This window comes from Nitrospira sp. Vd2, from assembly GCF_979581665.1.
Map to the genome: position 1 here is coordinate 1 of NZ_CEFZSK010000031.1, position 15,153 is coordinate 15,153.

Annotated in this window: 17 protein-coding genes; 5 read left to right on the plus strand and 12 right to left on the minus strand. The window is 60.0% G+C overall.

From position 1 onward, the window contains the following. Positions 1–268: 268 nt before the first annotated feature. The 3 genes from AC1U7K_RS12040 to AC1U7K_RS12050 form a co-directional block, all read right to left on the minus strand. Positions 269–1,123: a PEP-CTERM sorting domain-containing protein gene (locus AC1U7K_RS12040; RefSeq protein ID WP_480251581.1), complete on the minus strand. Its 855-nt coding sequence runs from the start codon at positions 1,121–1,123 to the stop codon at positions 269–271. A 424-nt stretch (positions 1,124–1,547) separates the two neighbouring features. Beyond that, positions 1,548–1,739, minus strand: a complete 192-nt coding sequence (locus AC1U7K_RS12045; RefSeq protein WP_480251582.1) for a hypothetical protein — start codon at positions 1,737–1,739, stop codon at positions 1,548–1,550. Between the two features lie 48 nt (positions 1,740–1,787). Then, entirely contained in the window at positions 1,788–2,579 is a 792-nt protein-coding gene (locus AC1U7K_RS12050; RefSeq protein WP_480251583.1) for a hypothetical protein, read from the minus strand. A gap of 359 nt (positions 2,580–2,938) precedes the next feature. Here AC1U7K_RS12050 and AC1U7K_RS12055 point away from each other — a divergent pair, with 359 nt between their 5' ends. Together AC1U7K_RS12055 and AC1U7K_RS12060 are read left to right on the plus strand one after the other, a co-directional pair. Continuing rightward, on the plus strand, positions 2,939–3,661 hold the full coding sequence (locus tag AC1U7K_RS12055) for a Crp/Fnr family transcriptional regulator (protein WP_480251584.1): 723 nt from the start codon (positions 2,939–2,941) through the stop codon (positions 3,659–3,661). Positions 3,662–4,116: 455 nt separating this feature from the next. Continuing rightward, positions 4,117–4,455 carry a hypothetical protein gene (locus tag AC1U7K_RS12060; RefSeq protein ID WP_480251585.1) on the plus strand — a complete coding sequence of 113 codons (339 nt, stop codon included), beginning with the start codon at positions 4,117–4,119 and terminating at the stop codon, positions 4,453–4,455. Positions 4,456–4,566: 111 nt separating this feature from the next. Here the strand turns inward: AC1U7K_RS12060 and AC1U7K_RS12065 are convergent, their stop codons facing one another. After that, positions 4,567–4,695 (minus strand): hypothetical protein, encoded by a 129-nt coding sequence (locus tag AC1U7K_RS12065; RefSeq protein WP_480251586.1) that lies wholly within the window; start codon positions 4,693–4,695, stop codon positions 4,567–4,569. Between the two features lie 249 nt (positions 4,696–4,944). Here AC1U7K_RS12065 and AC1U7K_RS12070 point away from each other — a divergent pair, with 249 nt between their 5' ends. After that, a complete protein-coding gene (locus AC1U7K_RS12070; protein ID WP_480251587.1) occupies positions 4,945–5,325 on the plus strand; it encodes a ChaB family protein in 381 nt (126 codons plus the stop codon). A 298-nt stretch (positions 5,326–5,623) separates the two neighbouring features. Then, positions 5,624–6,151 carry a hypothetical protein gene (locus tag AC1U7K_RS12075; protein ID WP_480251588.1) on the plus strand — a complete coding sequence of 176 codons (528 nt, stop codon included), beginning with the start codon at positions 5,624–5,626 and terminating at the stop codon, positions 6,149–6,151. A 46-nt stretch (positions 6,152–6,197) separates the two neighbouring features. On the opposite strand, the gene AC1U7K_RS12080 is transcribed toward AC1U7K_RS12075, so the two are convergent. The 5 genes from AC1U7K_RS12080 to AC1U7K_RS12100 form a co-directional block, all read right to left on the minus strand. Continuing rightward, positions 6,198–7,622, minus strand: a complete 1,425-nt coding sequence (locus AC1U7K_RS12080) for a DUF2779 domain-containing protein (protein ID WP_480251590.1) — start codon at positions 7,620–7,622, stop codon at positions 6,198–6,200. A gap of 280 nt (positions 7,623–7,902) precedes the next feature. After that, complete coding sequence (locus tag AC1U7K_RS12085) at positions 7,903–8,352, minus strand: response regulator (RefSeq protein ID WP_480251591.1); 450 nt, start codon at positions 8,350–8,352, stop codon at positions 7,903–7,905. Next, entirely contained in the window at positions 8,349–9,620 is a 1,272-nt protein-coding gene (locus AC1U7K_RS12090; RefSeq protein ID WP_480251593.1) for an ATP-binding response regulator, read from the minus strand. Before AC1U7K_RS12090 ends, AC1U7K_RS12085 begins: the two co-directional genes overlap by 4 nt. Before the next feature lie 67 nt (positions 9,621–9,687). Then, the gene (locus AC1U7K_RS12095) at positions 9,688–10,818 is read right to left on the minus strand and encodes a sensor histidine kinase (RefSeq protein WP_480251595.1); all 1,131 of its coding nucleotides are present in this window, start codon (positions 10,816–10,818) and stop codon (positions 9,688–9,690) included. A 172-nt stretch (positions 10,819–10,990) separates the two neighbouring features. Beyond that, positions 10,991–12,322, minus strand: a complete 1,332-nt coding sequence (locus AC1U7K_RS12100) for a 2-dehydropantoate 2-reductase (RefSeq protein ID WP_480251597.1) — start codon at positions 12,320–12,322, stop codon at positions 10,991–10,993. Here AC1U7K_RS12100 and AC1U7K_RS12105 point away from each other — a divergent pair. Further along, positions 12,266–13,108: an SIR2 family NAD-dependent protein deacylase gene (locus tag AC1U7K_RS12105; protein WP_480251598.1), complete on the plus strand. Its 843-nt coding sequence runs from the start codon at positions 12,266–12,268 to the stop codon at positions 13,106–13,108. The genes AC1U7K_RS12100 and AC1U7K_RS12105 overlap by 57 nt on opposite strands. Before the next feature lie 85 nt (positions 13,109–13,193). Here the strand turns inward: AC1U7K_RS12105 and AC1U7K_RS12110 are convergent, their stop codons facing one another. The 3 genes from AC1U7K_RS12110 to AC1U7K_RS12120 form a co-directional block, all read right to left on the minus strand. Further along, complete coding sequence (locus tag AC1U7K_RS12110) at positions 13,194–13,484, minus strand: RNA recognition motif domain-containing protein (protein WP_480251599.1); 291 nt, start codon at positions 13,482–13,484, stop codon at positions 13,194–13,196. A 236-nt stretch (positions 13,485–13,720) separates the two neighbouring features. After that, positions 13,721–14,440 (minus strand): HAD-IA family hydrolase, encoded by a 720-nt coding sequence (locus tag AC1U7K_RS12115; protein WP_480251600.1) that lies wholly within the window; start codon positions 14,438–14,440, stop codon positions 13,721–13,723. Continuing rightward, positions 14,437–14,907: a DUF1284 domain-containing protein gene (locus tag AC1U7K_RS12120; RefSeq protein ID WP_480251601.1), complete on the minus strand. Its 471-nt coding sequence runs from the start codon at positions 14,905–14,907 to the stop codon at positions 14,437–14,439. The genes AC1U7K_RS12115 and AC1U7K_RS12120 overlap by 4 nt, the downstream gene beginning before the upstream one ends. Positions 14,908–15,153 lie beyond the last annotated feature (246 nt).

The window sequence follows — 15,153 nt, forward strand, 5'->3', positions numbered from 1 at the left end:
AGGACACCACCAATGCACAACTTATTCCACGTACTTCAGAGACAGGACACTAGAGAGCTTCTCCCTCTCAGTTCTGAACCTTCAGTGAAGGGCTTCGAGCGGGATATGCCTCCTTCCTGGGACCCTGCGAGCGGGGCCGCCCTCCGCAGGAGACATCCGTACCACATCCGGGGACGTAGGCGCGTCTTTCAGTGCCGGTCAGATTTGACGCGCGGCAACCTCGATCGTCGAGTCGGCCAACACCATGCGGTCACACCGCGTCCTGTTGCTATCGATAAGGTCGGGGAGTACCGCTCCCACCCCTCCACAATTGCCGAAGTCGTCGCGCTCCCACCCACGTCGCCAATCCACCGGCCAGGAGAAGGCCCGTTGACGGTTCCGGCACGAGCGCTTTCGGCTCGCCATAAATAAAGTCGTCCATCACGACCACGCCGCTCAGTTGCCCGGCGGCGAGGGCATTAGTCCCACTCGTGATTCGGACACGGGAAACGCTCTCCGAGGTGAACGAGACCCCGAGGAACGAGAGCCCACTCGCAGCACTCGGCACTGTGAACGTTCCCAACGACGTCGAGCCATTAAAGAACTGGAGGCTCGCATTTGCGGACACGTTCGTAAAGACCGCCCCGAACCCTTTCGTCGTAGCCGAAGTGGACGTGCCAGGCAGAAAGAAGTCGACGTCGGTAATCGTACTCCCCAGCGGGGTGAACAGTTTCGGCGCACTGAACGTTTGAAAGAGATTCGGATAGCCAGGATCAATGTTGCCAAATCGGACAGGTGTGCTCGTGGGATTGGTCGTCCCCGCGCTGACTTGAAAACCCGTCCCCGGCGTGGAGAAGAGGACACCTCGGGGCGAGTTGGCGTTAAAGAAGTTCCCGGGAAGGTTGTTCGGGGACGAAAAATTATCCGGCGTGCCGTCCCAGTTGATTTCGCGGCGTCCGGAGGAAAATGAGCCACCGACACCATTATTCGCGCCACCGAGGTCTGCGCGAAAGGCATCCACCGCTCCTTGGATAGCGGCCGGATTTGCGCCGCTTCCTTGTTCGACGATCGGAACAGCAGTGGAAGGCGCTGCATCAAGAATGAGACCGAGTGCTGTGACGAACAGAAGAGCTTGGCGGACCATGGGGTGCTCCTTTCGGTCGGTAACCTTATGAGCTCCCACAGGCAATTTCTGTACAGCTACGAAGGGTGCGGAAACACACCGACTCTTGCTGATGCATTCACACGGTGTCATCTCGTCTTGTCAGTCATTCCTTATCGATGCCCCTCGAGCGAATGGCAAAAAGGCACGCGACCCTGGCGTTTTAGAAACCGTGTTGTGGAATACCCCTACTTAGTAGAGCTGGAAACCTTCTTGTCGTGGCGCCAGTTCTGTAGGGATAAGCAGATAGAACAACGACCAATTGACACTGAAGAAAGAGGAAGAGGTCCCGAGTAGTGCGGAAGGCTCTTCGGAAGAGCCTTCCGCCGTCTGTCCTGCAAACTGGTCTACGCATCCCTTGGAGGGTCGTTGAGATCCCTCCTGCCAGCTTGACCAGTTCCGGCTGCTAGGCGAGGACGCCTTTCTCGGTTCGATGATTCGCGGCGCTCAGACGGTCCTTCAGGATCAAGCGACCAAGCGCCGTGAGTCGTCGGCCATGTTGCCAGGCCAGCACCGTCTGTTCGAGGAAGGCATCAGTGAACGGGTGCTTTTCAAGGTGAGCGACGACCTCACGTTCCGTCACGGCTCGCCGTCCCATGAGTCACCCCCATGTCTTGGTATGCCATGGTATGAGCGAGAGCCTTACTCAGCGTATCCTTCCTTCTGCCTGTGTGGCCACGTCAATCACTTTATTCTCGTCATCGATTAACAACACGACCGGTTCCCCTTTCGACAGAGCCGCAAACTTATCGATCATCAAAGGTCGCACCTCGTATGCGTCTTCTCGCCCTTCGGTCGTCCGAATAATCACCTGGTCCTTCATGGGAGATCCGGCGATCGTCCCTTCGACGCGACGCTGAGCGCCCTTGATCGGTGATTTCTTGGCCGACTCGCCTGCGGCCTTCACCGCATCTTGTCGCGCCAATGTCACATCGACAATCTTATTCGTCTCGTCAATGAGGAACACGGCGGGGGTACCAATCGGCACAGAGGCCACCTTGCTTCGTGCCTGCGATCGCACTTCGTATTCCTCCTCCTTGCCGACCTCACTTCGGATGACCGCCTGGTCGTGTCCGATCGTCAGTGGTTGCGCGAGTTGGCCTTTCACGATCCGGTGATGAACGTCCCGAGCCGGCCGCCCCGACTCGTCCAACAAATGGTAATCGACGATGAGGTTCTGATCATTCAAAGTAATGATCATGTGATCGCCCTTCTTCGGTGTTGGAGCCCCCTTCTCCTTACCTGGCTTGACAGGAACGAAACGTGGATGGACTTCTCCCGTATTCACCTGTATCTGATCACTCTTGATGTCCTCTACTGTGCCGAGGACCTGCCGGTCGCCCTGCAACAAGACGTGCTCGCGTCCCGTCTCCGCGGCGAACGCGCTCATCGGAACGGCAGTGAGTCCTAAGAGAAAGAGAATGTGTAGGCGTCTCATAGTGCCTCCCATCCTGTTGTTCACGTGCCCTAAGTCCTTTCAGCATACGCTGTAAGAACACCTCGCCCCAGGAGTCGCTGTTGAAAGGTTGCATGAGACGCCTGATTACGTCTTTTGGTGTAGCGCGGACGTTCGACCGTCGGACCGTCACCACGGTCTCGGCCGAAATTTCATCGAGCAGCCGGGCAAGCTGCAAGCATGGTGTGCCACCGCGACCGAGGATTGACGGTACCGACTTCAGGTGAGTCCCGATCGCGGGACACCGACCAAGGATCAGTGGTATCGTGTATGGTGGATGTTTACGATGATCTGTCCCGTCCCCGACTACCTTTGCTGTTTTCTCACTCCAAGATGCAGTCATGGTGGAATTGTCCAGCCACAAAAACGAGCTCTTGAGCTCGCTGCCGTCCGGTGAAACGAAGCTGATCGCTCCTCATCTCGTGGATGTCGAGATCGCAGACGGGCACATCCTCTTTAATCCCGGTGACATCATTCGAGAAGCGTACTTCCCGAGCACCGCCGTTCTGTCAGTGATGAACGTCACGCGCGATGGACAGACCGTGGAGGTTGCCGCGGTCGGAAATGACGGGATGGTGGGCCTTCGACTCTTCTATGACGATGATGAAGCCATTGCGCGTGTGATGTGCCAAGTTCCCGGACATGCATTCAAAATCGAGGGCGACACGTTTTTGCATTTGGTGCGCCATCAACCGGGTCTTCGGCATGTCATTCATCAGTACGCCCATGCCTTCTTGTTTGAGGTGTTTCAGTCGGCGGCATGCAATAAGATCCACGGTATTCCTCAGCGCTTCGCTCGCTGGCTCCTCACCAAACAGGACCGCTCCGACAGAACGACCTTCCCGCTGGGGGAAGGCAAAATTGCCGCCATGCTTAACGTGACGCTGCCGACGGTTCGTGGCTTGATTCGTCAATTGCGCGACCGCCGGGTCATTGCCGTGCGAGGAGAAGACATTTCGATCGTCAACCGGCCCGGCCTTGAAGGGATTGCGTGCGAGTGCTACGAACGCGTTCGGCTCGAGCTGTTCAAGATCAGCGTCAAACGGCGTTCGGTGCCGACATAATCTGCGCCTGTTGATTAAATGAGCTCCCGGACGTTCTGCGGTATCGTCGTGACCATCAAGCGCTGTGTTCGCCGGGCCGGGTAGAGGAACCAAAAAGGACAGCGAGCAAGATCGGCCGTTGTTCATCTGCCTTTGCAACCGCAGCTTCCAGCCTACACATTTTCCGCAGTGCTCCTCGCTCTCGCAGCCATCGCACTGAAAGATACAGGCCGTATCGACCGCGATACACAGACACGTTCGCTTATTCGGCTCTCCGTACTCAAACGAAAGTCACAACTCACCCAGACGGGTGAAACGTCATTCCCCATCAGGATGAATTTCTGCCTCGGTACGTTGCCTGTGCGCCGTTCTGTCGAGTGGCATGGAGGTTGAGTATCACGAGCCTCATGGAACCTTTACACCGCCAGCGTCATGGATCAAGAAACCGTTCTTCCTTCACATTTAGGGAGGGTGCTATGAACGCGCACACAATGGTATTCGTACTCGGTTTGGGAGTTGCCTTGATCCCCGGAGTCTCGGCACTTGCGAATGCGCAAGATCAGAAAGGAACCGATCGTGTAGTCGTGGCGCAGAGCAATGTCGCCACGTATCACGCGCAGCTCGACCGACTTCGCGCTGCGATCGGGGACGGAGATCAAGCCAAGGTCAACCATGAGGTCGTGACGTTGCTCGGTATCCTGGAAGAGAGACCGATGAGCGCCCCGGACCATTTCGCCAACAACGGGACATCCCTGACTGATGACATGATGCGGCAAATCAGCATCCAAGACGAACGATCGGGAAACTCGTTCTAACGACAGAACGCGTCACCGTCGGGGGAAGCTGTGACCGTTCGCACACTTCTCCCGACGGCCGTGTTCATCTAGACCTCCGCACGCTGAGGTTGCCTTACCGCCGCTATCTTTTCAACTGCGCTGCTCCTTCTCCCACATGACGGCTCCCGGTGTTTCGATGTGGCTGTGGGGCGCGCCTGTTGCCACCCGATTGTGCCCGGTGGATTTCCGACGCCTGATGGTGCTGGCGCTGTTCGCCATTGGCCTTCTCCTTTCTGTGCAATTTGAAAATGACCGATTCTTGTCTCCGTCTGATTCCTCGTTTGGCGACTTGGCAACCGCGAATCAAGCCAACCTCCCCGTGCTGAGCAGTCGCTCACGCCGCCCGACAGCAGCCTTCTCCTTTTCTGATACGTGCACAATGTATGCGCCACTAGAATGCAACCAGCACGTGAGTGCGCCTTGGCGTGAAAGCTCTTAAGACATGGGACTTCAGAGTAGGAGGATGCAATGCCGCGACGACGAAAGCCGACCGATAAGACGGAGGTCCCGAAAACCATCAAGCGTTCGGACACGCATGCGCAGCACATTTGGAAGAAAACGCACGACAGCGCAGTGAAGACCTATGGAGAAGGGGCGCGCGCTCACCGCGTGGCGTATGCGTCACTGAAGCATTCCTACAAAAAGGAAGGCGATCATTGGGTGCGCAAAGCGCAGAAAGGCCCTTCGGATCCACAGGCCGCTCGCGGTCCGACCACGCGCCCGCGGTCGACGGACAAACCTGCTGCCCCGACCGCACGAGGGAAAGTCGCCAAGACCGAGGCGGAAGCACGAAAGAAAGCCAAGGAGGCGCGAAGCGAATCAGCGCGGGTTCGTCGCCGAGGTCAATGAGACAACGCCGCAGGATGTTCAAAAAGGCCGTCCAGCAAGGCCGCAGAGAGCGAGGAGGCGAGGCGTACTCTGACTTGTACGTTGAGCCTCCGAGCGACGCGAGGCGAGGAATAACTCGCCTCACGTTTGCGCACGGGCGCGAGATGGTGAGCGCCCAGTGGAAGCTGGCGGCCTTTTTCAACATCCTGCTAAGACCAAAGTCTAGTTGCGCGATCACGTCGTGCCCCTGTAGAGATGCACCATGCTCTTTCGACTCCGCCCGTGGACACGCCCGCATTGTCGCCCTTGTGCCCACTCCGTGGCATCGCTGTTCTTGTTGTCACTGCTCCTGTCGCTCGGCGCCTGTGTTGACCATCCCGTAGCACCATTCCCCGCGACACCGGTTGCCGCCGATGACGTCGCACTGATCGACGCACGCACGCTCGTCCTAGGACAGGACCCGGGCGCCGTTGCCCAAGTGACACAGGATCTCACCGCCTTCGGGTTTACGATGGTGGAGCGCGATCGGATGGCGCAGCTCCTGGACAATTTTAATGTGAGAGATCAACAATCGGGGTGGGAGATCCGGCTCGTTCACACGGGGTTTGAATCCGGTGCGGAGCTTGTGGTCCTCGTGGACGTCGACGGCGGACTGGCATCACCCAGTGTGCGGGTGAAGGCCATCGAGGTGGAAAGCGGAGCCGTGCTGTGGAGTGGAGCTGGCGCACGAACAGTGCCGGTCACCGAGGGTGAGTATCCGTTGACGATCAAAACGCTGTCCCATGAAGCTGTGATGGCTGGGTTAATGATGCCGGATCGAGGAAGCGATATCGCGGTCGAGCGGTAGAGTTCCCTTTAGTCCCACTCCTTATTGTACACGCGCCGTCCGCACTTTACCGCCATTCCACGCATCGTCGATACAACGCACGTCGCAGCTCCAGCATGGCCAAGGTGTCTCGCGCGCAATAATCCCGTAGCGCTTCACTGAGGCGCACTCGTTCGATTAAATCCGTCTCCAGAAAGACCATCTGGTAATAGACCCGCGCCGCCATCCCTCCGTCCTGAATCTCCAGGTCGCTGTAGCCCAGCGATGGCACGACCGCGGGCAGCACCGCCTTGATCGAGTAGGACCCGCCGAACGCCGGATGGTAGTAGTGATCGCGGATGATCGGAAAGAGGTCCCATAATCGTTCGATCAGGCGCAGCAGGTCCGCCCGGTACTGCTGATAGGCCTCGGCCAACCGCTCGAGCATCGCACGTTCATAGCCCGAGTAGACACAGATGCTGCCCTCCCCGTCCAATGCGCTGAGCAACTCGACAATCAATTCCTCGCGTGGATCGCGCGGATCGAGACACAGATACTCATGGTGCCGAACCTGGCCGTCGTTGGTCTCGACGTGATTGGACCACTGCATCGGAATGGTTTGATAGGGGCGCGTCTTGGCGAACTTCGGAATGGCGGGCATGAACGTTTCGAAATCGAGATGATGCACGGGATAGCGGACGGTCTCGAGCATCGCCTTGAGCTTGGAACTGATCCATTCGACGTTCTCTTTCATCCGGCGCTGCGCAATCGACAAGGAGAAGCCGCTGGGAATCTCGTCGATCGTTTCGATCCCCAGCTTGGCCAGTGATTGAAAAATGTAATCTCCGCCGGGCAGATGAAAGATCCACCGTGCCGGTTTGTCCTTGGTGCAGTACTGCCAGAATGGGCACTCGTAGGGCGCATGGCAGTGGACGCCGGCCTCGATCCTCGGCGGTTCGGGCGCGAGCAACATCTTTCTGAATTCGCACAATCGCGTGACGACGCTCTCTTGCTTCGAGAGCACCGCCTGTGTGAGATCCTGCACCACGAACAAGCGATCCAGATCCATCGTGCCGCCGTCATAGACATACTGTGTATTGATGTGCATGAGGCACGCGGCCGCCACCGGCGTCCCGGTTCCCGTGAGGACGTACGTCTGTACCGCCAAGTCCTCGACATGGACGTCCTTGACGCGGGTCGAGGACTTCACCTCCACGATGCGCCACGCCTCGCCGCCCTCGGGCAGAGACACGCGTTCCAGGATATCGACCCGCACCAGCACCTGTTCGAAGACGAAGGCGGCTTCAAAGATGGCCGGAACGGAGGGATCGGCCATGAGCGCGTGCGTCTGGAGGAGCGCTTCCGCCGCGTGTCGATAGCCGGCCTCGACCAGGACGCCTCCGGCGAAACGCCGGCGCGCGAGCTCACCCACCTCCGTTCCCATATCGAGGATGGCCTGCGTCGCCGCGTCCGGTGGAGTCGCGAGTTCGGGCGCGTGAATCTCCAGATACAAGCGCCTGTGACATTGGAGGCCGGAGAGAAATTTCGATTTCGAGAGGCGAAGACCGGATGCAGGAGGAGCGGCGGAGGACTCCGATGGCGCAATCATCGCCGGGGAGGCTACACAAGACGAGGCCGAATGTCCAGCGGATCCGAACTCCGGATGAGCCCGCTAGACCCCGGCTCCCAGAGAGACAAGAACCTAGCTCAAAGTCCTTTCTGTCCTAAGAGCAGCCGGAGCGGGGACAACGGCTCCGGCTGCGAGAGAGATGATCTTAAGATTAGGCTGAGCCTTAGGACGGTGAGGTTTCGGTGACCCGAATGATTTCCATGATGGAATGCATCAGGTCTTTGGTGATCAGCGGCGTCACGTAGCAGCGTCCTTCGAGCACCTCCTGGATGGCACAGCGGAGCTCGGACGTCGCCGAGCGCTTCAACAAATAGCCGGAGGCACCCGCCTTGAACGCTTCCGTCACGTACGTGGGATCGGTGTGCATCGTCAGAAAGATCAGTTTGACGCTTGGGAGGAGCTTTCTAATCTGTCGGGCGGCTTCAATGCCGTTCAAATGAGGCATCGAGATATCGAGCAGGATGAGGTCGGGTTGGACTTGCGGGGCGACCTTGACGAGCGCTTGCCCGTCTTCGACGGCCCCGACCAGTTCAAAGTCCTGTTCGAGGAGCCGCCGGAACCCCTCCAGGACCATCGTATGGTCGTCGGCCAGGAGCAGCCGCGGTTTGCTCATGTGTCACCGTCATGTAACGGAACCTTGATGAAGAGATACGTGCCACGTCCCGGCTTGGACCTGGCCGAGAAACGACCGCCGACCAAGCGTACGCGTTCCTGCATGCTCACAAACCCCAGCCCCTGAAGCTCCCGTCCTTCGGGCCGCTTGAACCCGACGCCGGCATCGAAAATCGAAAGCCGCAGATCGTCGCCCCAGCGGACCAACCGCACCGCGACGCGCGTCGCCTTGGCATGTTTCGCCACATTGCGCAGCGCTTCCTGCGTCACACGATACAGACACGTGGAGACGGGCTGCGGCAGCGTCTCGGGCAGATCCCGTTGCGTGAACGTTGCCGGGATTCCCTCGCGCTTCCCGAATTCCTCGACGTGCGACTGGAGCGCGATCGCCAAACCCAGATGATCGAGAATCGACGGATGGAGCCGATAGGCCAGCCGCCGAACATCATCCGACAACTCGGCCAGCTCATTCCGAATCGCCCGGAGCGCCTCGCGGTTCTTCTCGACGTCGGGCGTCAAGCGGCGTTCGGCCGCCTCGACGTTCATCACCAACACGGCCAGCTTCTGGTTCAAGTCATCGTGCAGCTCACAGGAGATGCGCCGGCGCTCCTCCTCTTGCACGGTAAGCAGCCGGGCGGTCAACCCACGCAGCTCCTCACGGCTTCGATGCAAGGCCTCCGTCCGCTCAACCACGCGGCGTTCCAGCTCCTCATTGAGCCGTTGGAGAGCCTCCTCGGCTTTTCTGCGCTGTGCGATCTCATCGTTCGCCTGAATCAGCGCGGCATCCTTCGCCGCGTTCGCTTCGAGCAACTCCCTGGTCCGCTCATGTACTTGCCGTTCGAGGTCCTCGGCGTGACGCGCGAGCGCCCGCTTTTGCTCCTCGACTTGACGCTTGAGTTGGTAGACCTGGACCGCCCGGGTCAGTGAGGCGACGAAGTAATCGCGGTCGATCGGCTTCTGAATGAAATCATAGGCGCCGCCCCGCAGCGCCTGAATGGCCAGATCGTGTTCACCGTGTCCGGTGATGAGCAACGTGGGGGTATCGGGGCGCAGCGTGCGGATTTCCCCGAGCAGCGCCAGGCCGTCCATGCCCGGCATCTTGATGTCGGTGATGATCGCGTCGTAATCGATGGCGGCGATCCGTTTCAGCGCCTCCCTGGCGGTGTCCGTCGTCTCGACCGAGACGTCGCGCATGCGCGTGCGAACGGTCTCCGGCAGCGCGTGGAGCAGCGCTGGATCATCGTCAACGATCAAGACGTGGGTCGCCATTCACTCCTCGGTTGACCGGCACTGAACCGGGCGTCGCTGCACTTCATCACATCGGTGGTCGACAAGACTAGGCGTGGCGGGGCTTCGGCATTTCGTGCTGCTCGAGCGGCAGCTGCACCACGAAGCGCGCGCCTTCGTTCGGCCGGCTGGCGACCCAGATCGCTCCATGATGATCTTTGATGATGCCATAGATAATGGAGAGCCCAAGGCCGGTGCCCGCGCCCACCTCCTTGGTGCTAAAGAACGGATCAAAGACCCGCTGCTCGAACCCGGCGGGGATTCCTGGACCGCTGTCGAGAACCGCGATTTCGACGACATGATCCTTGACCAGCGATTCGATCCGAATGGACTTCACGGGGGACTTCGAGACCGCATCACGGGCATTCGTCAGGAGATTGATGAAGACCTGCTCGAGCTGGATCGCGCTTCCGCGTACGACGGGGTTGGCCGGCGACAAATGCAGCGCGGTGTCGATCTGGTGCAGGCGCAGTTGTTCTTGAATCAAGGAGACGGATTGGAGAATGATGTCGTTGATGAACAGCGGCTCTCGGGTCACCGGTGCCGCGCGCCCGAACGTCCGAAGATGAGTAATGATCGAGGTCGCTTTGCGGACCTGCTGCATCGCGGAGCGCAAATCGCGCAGGATCCGGTCGGTATCCACCTGGTTGGCTTCCAGATGGTCCATGACGTTGCCGATGAAGAGCCCGATATTGTTGAGCGGATTGTTGAGCTCGTGCGCGATTCCGGCCGTCAGCTCTCCAAGGGTGGCGAGCTTCCCCGCCTGCACCAGTTGCTCCTGCTTTTCACGCAACTCCTGCTCGCGCCGCTGCACCTCCTCGGTCGTATCCCGGAGGTTGCCCATGATGTGAATCATCGCCTTCCGGCTTTTCTCCAATCGCGCATTGGAGTGATGCAGGTCCTGCAGCATGTGGAGCAAGGCGCGACGGGAATTATCGAGACGGACGGTCTGGCGGGCGAGACGATTGCGGTCTTCCTCATGATCGGCGAGCAGGTTGAGCATCGCCTTGCGCTGCTCACCTAACCGCCGATTGGACTCCTTGAGATCGCTGAGAATGTGGATCAGCGCCCGGCGGCGTTTCTCGCTTTTTTGAATCCGGCCTTCGAGAAATCGAATCTGCGCCGTCAGACGTCGATTTTCTTCCTCGAGATCGGTGGTCTGCGACCAGGTGACGTCCATCACTCTCACTGTCTCAGCGAGGTTTCGTATCGGCATAGACCACCCGCTGGGGTAAACCCCTACGCCGACGCCTTGTGACCAGTGTAAAAAAAGACCCGCTGCACCTCAATCAGACAAATGCCTACGTACCGAGAAAAACTAAGGCGAGATCAAGCGAACCGGGCGGCCTCAGTCAGTGAGGCCTGGTGTCTTTCCCCGCCCCACGGCGCAGCTCGATCCGGCCCACGCCTTTGACATTCGCACACAGGTCGCCGAGGCCGGGGGTAACGAGCCGGAAGGGACCGCCCCGCTCACGAGGCAGCGGCCCCCCGTTGAGGTCATACATGAGGATGCCGTGGGCCTTGGCCTGCTCCAAGGTCAACGTCACGGCGAATTGGCCGTCCTCGGCATGGATGGTGACGTGATCGACCCCGACGTTGATGGCCGGAATGTCGAGCAGCCCGGCGAGCCGAATCCCACGACCCGTCATGCCGGCTTGCACCGTCGCCACATCGGCCACCTGGTGCTCCTCGGGCAACTGGCCGAGCGCCTCGCGGCTCAACGTAATCGGTTGAATGACCTCCCCGTCGATCCGCACGACATCGGAGCCGGCCTGTTCGCGCTCGGTAATGACTTTGATCAATCCGGTCACGGCTTCATTCACCGGCGTAGCCATTCCGACTTCTCGCGCTCGCCGCACGATATACCCGTTCAGGGAATCGATCTCAGTGGGACGGCCGGCCTTCCAATCGTCGTACATCGATGTATGAATGTCCCGGATCTCTTGCGTCCACCGCAGCACCTTCTCCGCGATATCGGGGGCCACCGCCACACCGGCCGCGCGACCGACTGCAGCGACTTCCTCGACGATCCGGCGAATGGTGCCCAGCATTTCCGGATGATCCAAGGCCTTCGCCACGCGATCGTCGATGAGCACCGTCAATGGGTTGAAGGCGCAGTTCCAGCACATCTTCTCCCACTTGGTGCGCCGAATATCGTCGACGACCTGACAGGGAATCTTGGCCCGGGCAAAGAGGTCGGCGATGGCCTGAAGCCGCGCGGTGTTCGCCCCGGACAACTCGCCGATCGCCACCGCGCCGCGTTTGTAGTGATCGATGACCCCGGGCGCCGCGATCTTCGAATAAATGTACGCCACGCCTCCAACGACACAGTCTCGCCGAAGCTTGGTCAGGAGACGGTCCTCGACATCGACGCCGTTCTGCAGGGTCAAGAGAACGGTGTCGTGCTGCATCACCGGTTCGATCTGCGCCAGCACGCTATCGAGATCGTAGGCCTTCACCGCCAGGATGATGAGATCCGGCTTCGGCAGGTCCCGGGGATCGGTGGCGGCGAGTGGACGGACGGTTAGCGTCTCCGCCACGCTGCGAACCGTGAGGCCGTGCTTGCGCACCGCCTCGAGCGTGCGCGGACGAAGGACCAATGAGACGTGGGGATGGTGTTGTGCGAGGTGGGCGCCAAAAAACCCGCCGACCGCACCGGCACCGACGACCATGATCTGTTTCATCACGACCTCCGGAGCGAGTATAGCAAGAGTGCCGCTGCCGAGGACAGCCGCTATAATGGCGCCATGTCGGAGACGGCACTGATCGATCTCGCGCGCGCCCGCCTCGCGAGGGCGCGCGCCGTGACGGTGCTCACCGGCGCCGGGATTTCCGCGGACAGCGGCGTCCCGACGTTCCGCGGCGCCGATGGGCTGTGGCGGAACTTCCGGGCGGAGGATCTGGCGACACCCGAGGCGTTTGCCCGGGATCCGCGGCTCGTCTGGGAATGGTACAACTGGCGGCGCGAACTCATCGCCACCAAACAGCCCAACGCGGCTCACCATGCGCTGGCCGACTGGGAGCGACGCTATGAGCGATTTTGGTTGATCACCCAGAACGTGGACGGGCTGCACCGGGCCGCCGGCTCGACACGGCTCTCGGAGATTCACGGCAACATTTGGAAGGTTCGGTGCACGGCGTGTGGACGCATCGAGGAGAACCGGGCCGTGCCGATCCCACTCCCGCCCGCGTGTTCACAGTGTGCGGCACTCGTGCGGCCGCACATCGTCTGGTTCGGCGAGAGTCTGGCTGAGGAAGACGTGGAACGCAGTTACCAAGCGGCGAGCGAGTGCGAGGTCTTCGTCATCGTGGGTACGTCGGGCGTGGTCTATCCGGCGGCGTCGTTTGCGCCGGCCGCGCGAGCGGCCGGCGCCTTCGTGATCGAAATCAATATCGACGCGACGCCTTCAACGGCCGTCGTGGACGTCTCGTTACAAGGTCGGGCGAAAGACATCGTCCCGGCGCTCTAGGCAGCCGGCACCCTGGTTCTGTCTTGGTTTGTCCCTTAGCTTCTAGCTGACCGAACCGACCGACAAGCGATCTCAACGGAACACTTCAGAAGCGACTGGGCCGGCCGCCGCCGCCCCCACTTCGCACTTCCTGCGGCCGAGCTTCATTGACCGTCAAGGTGCGCCCGCCCATCTGCGTGGAGTTGAGTGCCGCAATCGCCCGTTGCGCTTCCTCATCCGTGCTCATTTCGACGAAGCCAAACCCCCGGGACTTGCCGGTGAACTTATCGGTGATGACGCGTGCTGAGCGCACTGTTCCGTGTGCCGAAAATAGCTCACTTAATTCCTGTTCCGTCGCAGAATACGGCAAACCCCCAACGTAGATCTTCGCACCCATGATAGCTCCTTACGACTTAGCGATATTGTTTGGGTTCGAGAACGGATAGAAGGGAATGAACAGGCCGAAGACGCAATGGGCGAGGCGACTTGGGTCGGACTTCCGATCGAATTCCCGAAGCAAAACAACATCCGTTACGGGGTCGTCCCGATTCGTGTTTCGTCCCGCGACCCCCACGCGACGAAACTGCGCGGGACCCTAGCACACAGTTTTCATCAGCGCAAGGCAGGATCGTCCTACAGACGAGTAACTAACTCTGGCAGCTCTTCAAGGGATTGGATCACGGCATCGGCAGTGCTGACTTCCGTCGCTCTTCCCCGGTCGAGCAGGATCGCCTTCAGTCCGGCGGCGCGGGCGCCGCCGACGTCATCGCGGACGCTGTCGCCGACGTGCATTCCGTCGGCGGGATCGAGCGCATGTTTCGCCAAGGCAGTCTGAAAGATCCGCGGCGCCGGCTTCGCGGCATGCGCGAGGCTGGAGATGGTGACCGTGTCGAAGAGATCGATCAGCCCCAGGCCCCGGAGCACATTGAATAGCCGCGAATCGAAATTCGAGATGATGCCCAGCTCCAGTCCCGACGCTTTCAACGAATTGAGAACGGTCAAGGTGTCGGGATACAGCTTCCAGAGCGCGGGACCGTCGAAGGCCTGAAAGATCTCCTCGAAGTAGTCGTCGAATCCCTCGAACATGCCGATGCGATAGAAGACGTTGTGAACGATGTCGAACCACCACAGGCGTTCGCACTGCTTGATCTCAGCCGGATCGGTGGCGGCAAAGATCGGCGGCGGCGCATCGTGAAAGGCACGTCGAAACGCGACCGCGATCGCATTGAGCATCTCCGGCGAACGCGTGACCCCATACGGCTCCGCGTACCGCAAATAGATTTCCGCGACGGAGCCATCGACGTGAAAGAGCGTGCCGGCGGCGTCGAAGAAGACAGCCTTGATGTCGCTCACCGCTGTCCCTCCTGACTGCGCAGGCGTGCAAGGCCAGTACGGCAATAGCCCAAGGGCAGCCACCGACAGCCGCCGCAAATGTCTGAGAGGCTGTCCGGCTCGATGGCCCGCGCGATCCGCTGCTGCACCTCGCCCCACTGCAACCGTTCGCCTGCCCGTATGCCGAGACGCGTCAGAACCTCCCGGTCCTGCGCCCGCATATCCGTCTCGGAATCGGGAGCGTTCAGAGAGCAGCCCGTTACCAGGTGATGCGGACATGCACTGCAGATCGCATCCGGCGCATCGATGACCTCGATCATCTGACGCGGCTCATGCATCAAACGGTCATGAATCGCCGTCATCTGTTCGACAAAGGCCGCGCTATAGCCGAGTCCCTGAAAGCCGTGCAGGCAAAGCAATGTGTGGGCACGCAGGCAAATCGGGTGCGACTCACGGTCGAGCGTCGTGAACATGGGGAAGGCAGCCATGAGGAAATTGTGGCATTGCGCGAATCAGAAGGGCAAGAGGCACTGGAGGGAGATCGGAGGGAGGTTACCGGCGTTTGCTCTTCGCGGCGGCCGCTCGCCGTGCCCTGGCTTTGGCTTTTAGTCGTTGGACGTTCTTCCGATGCTTTCGTCGAACCAGCCGATCTTTTTCTCGTCCGCGTGGCATGCGTCCTCCCCTAGTGTCCTGTCTCTGAAGTACGTGGAATAAGTTGTGCATTGGTGGTGTCC

Bases quoted from the DNA above. Each gene is read 5' to 3' on its own strand.
- AC1U7K_RS12040 (WP_480251581.1), bottom strand. From the start codon at position 1,123: ATGGTCCGCCAAGCTCTTCTGTTCGTCACAGCACTCGGTCTCATTCTT.
- AC1U7K_RS12045 (WP_480251582.1), bottom strand. From the start codon at position 1,739: ATGGGACGGCGAGCCGTGACGGAACGTGAGGTCGTCGCTCACCTTGAA.
- AC1U7K_RS12050 (WP_480251583.1), bottom strand. From the start codon at position 2,579: ATGAGACGCCTACACATTCTCTTTCTCTTAGGACTCACTGCCGTTCCG.
- AC1U7K_RS12055 (WP_480251584.1), top strand. From the start codon at position 2,939: ATGGTGGAATTGTCCAGCCACAAAAACGAGCTCTTGAGCTCGCTGCCG.
- AC1U7K_RS12060 (WP_480251585.1), top strand. From the start codon at position 4,117: ATGAACGCGCACACAATGGTATTCGTACTCGGTTTGGGAGTTGCCTTG.
- AC1U7K_RS12065 (WP_480251586.1), bottom strand. From the start codon at position 4,695: ATGGCGAACAGCGCCAGCACCATCAGGCGTCGGAAATCCACCGGGCAC.
- AC1U7K_RS12070 (WP_480251587.1), top strand. From the start codon at position 4,945: ATGCCGCGACGACGAAAGCCGACCGATAAGACGGAGGTCCCGAAAACC.
- AC1U7K_RS12085 (WP_480251591.1), bottom strand. From the start codon at position 8,352: ATGAGCAAACCGCGGCTGCTCCTGGCCGACGACCATACGATGGTCCTG.
- AC1U7K_RS12090 (WP_480251593.1), bottom strand. From the start codon at position 9,620: ATGGCGACCCACGTCTTGATCGTTGACGATGATCCAGCGCTGCTCCAC.
- AC1U7K_RS12095 (WP_480251595.1), bottom strand. From the start codon at position 10,818: ATGGACGTCACCTGGTCGCAGACCACCGATCTCGAGGAAGAAAATCGA.
- AC1U7K_RS12100 (WP_480251597.1), bottom strand. From the start codon at position 12,322: ATGAAACAGATCATGGTCGTCGGTGCCGGTGCGGTCGGCGGGTTTTTT.
- AC1U7K_RS12110 (WP_480251599.1), bottom strand. From the start codon at position 13,484: ATGGGTGCGAAGATCTACGTTGGGGGTTTGCCGTATTCTGCGACGGAA.
- AC1U7K_RS12120 (WP_480251601.1), bottom strand. From the start codon at position 14,907: ATGGCTGCCTTCCCCATGTTCACGACGCTCGACCGTGAGTCGCACCCG.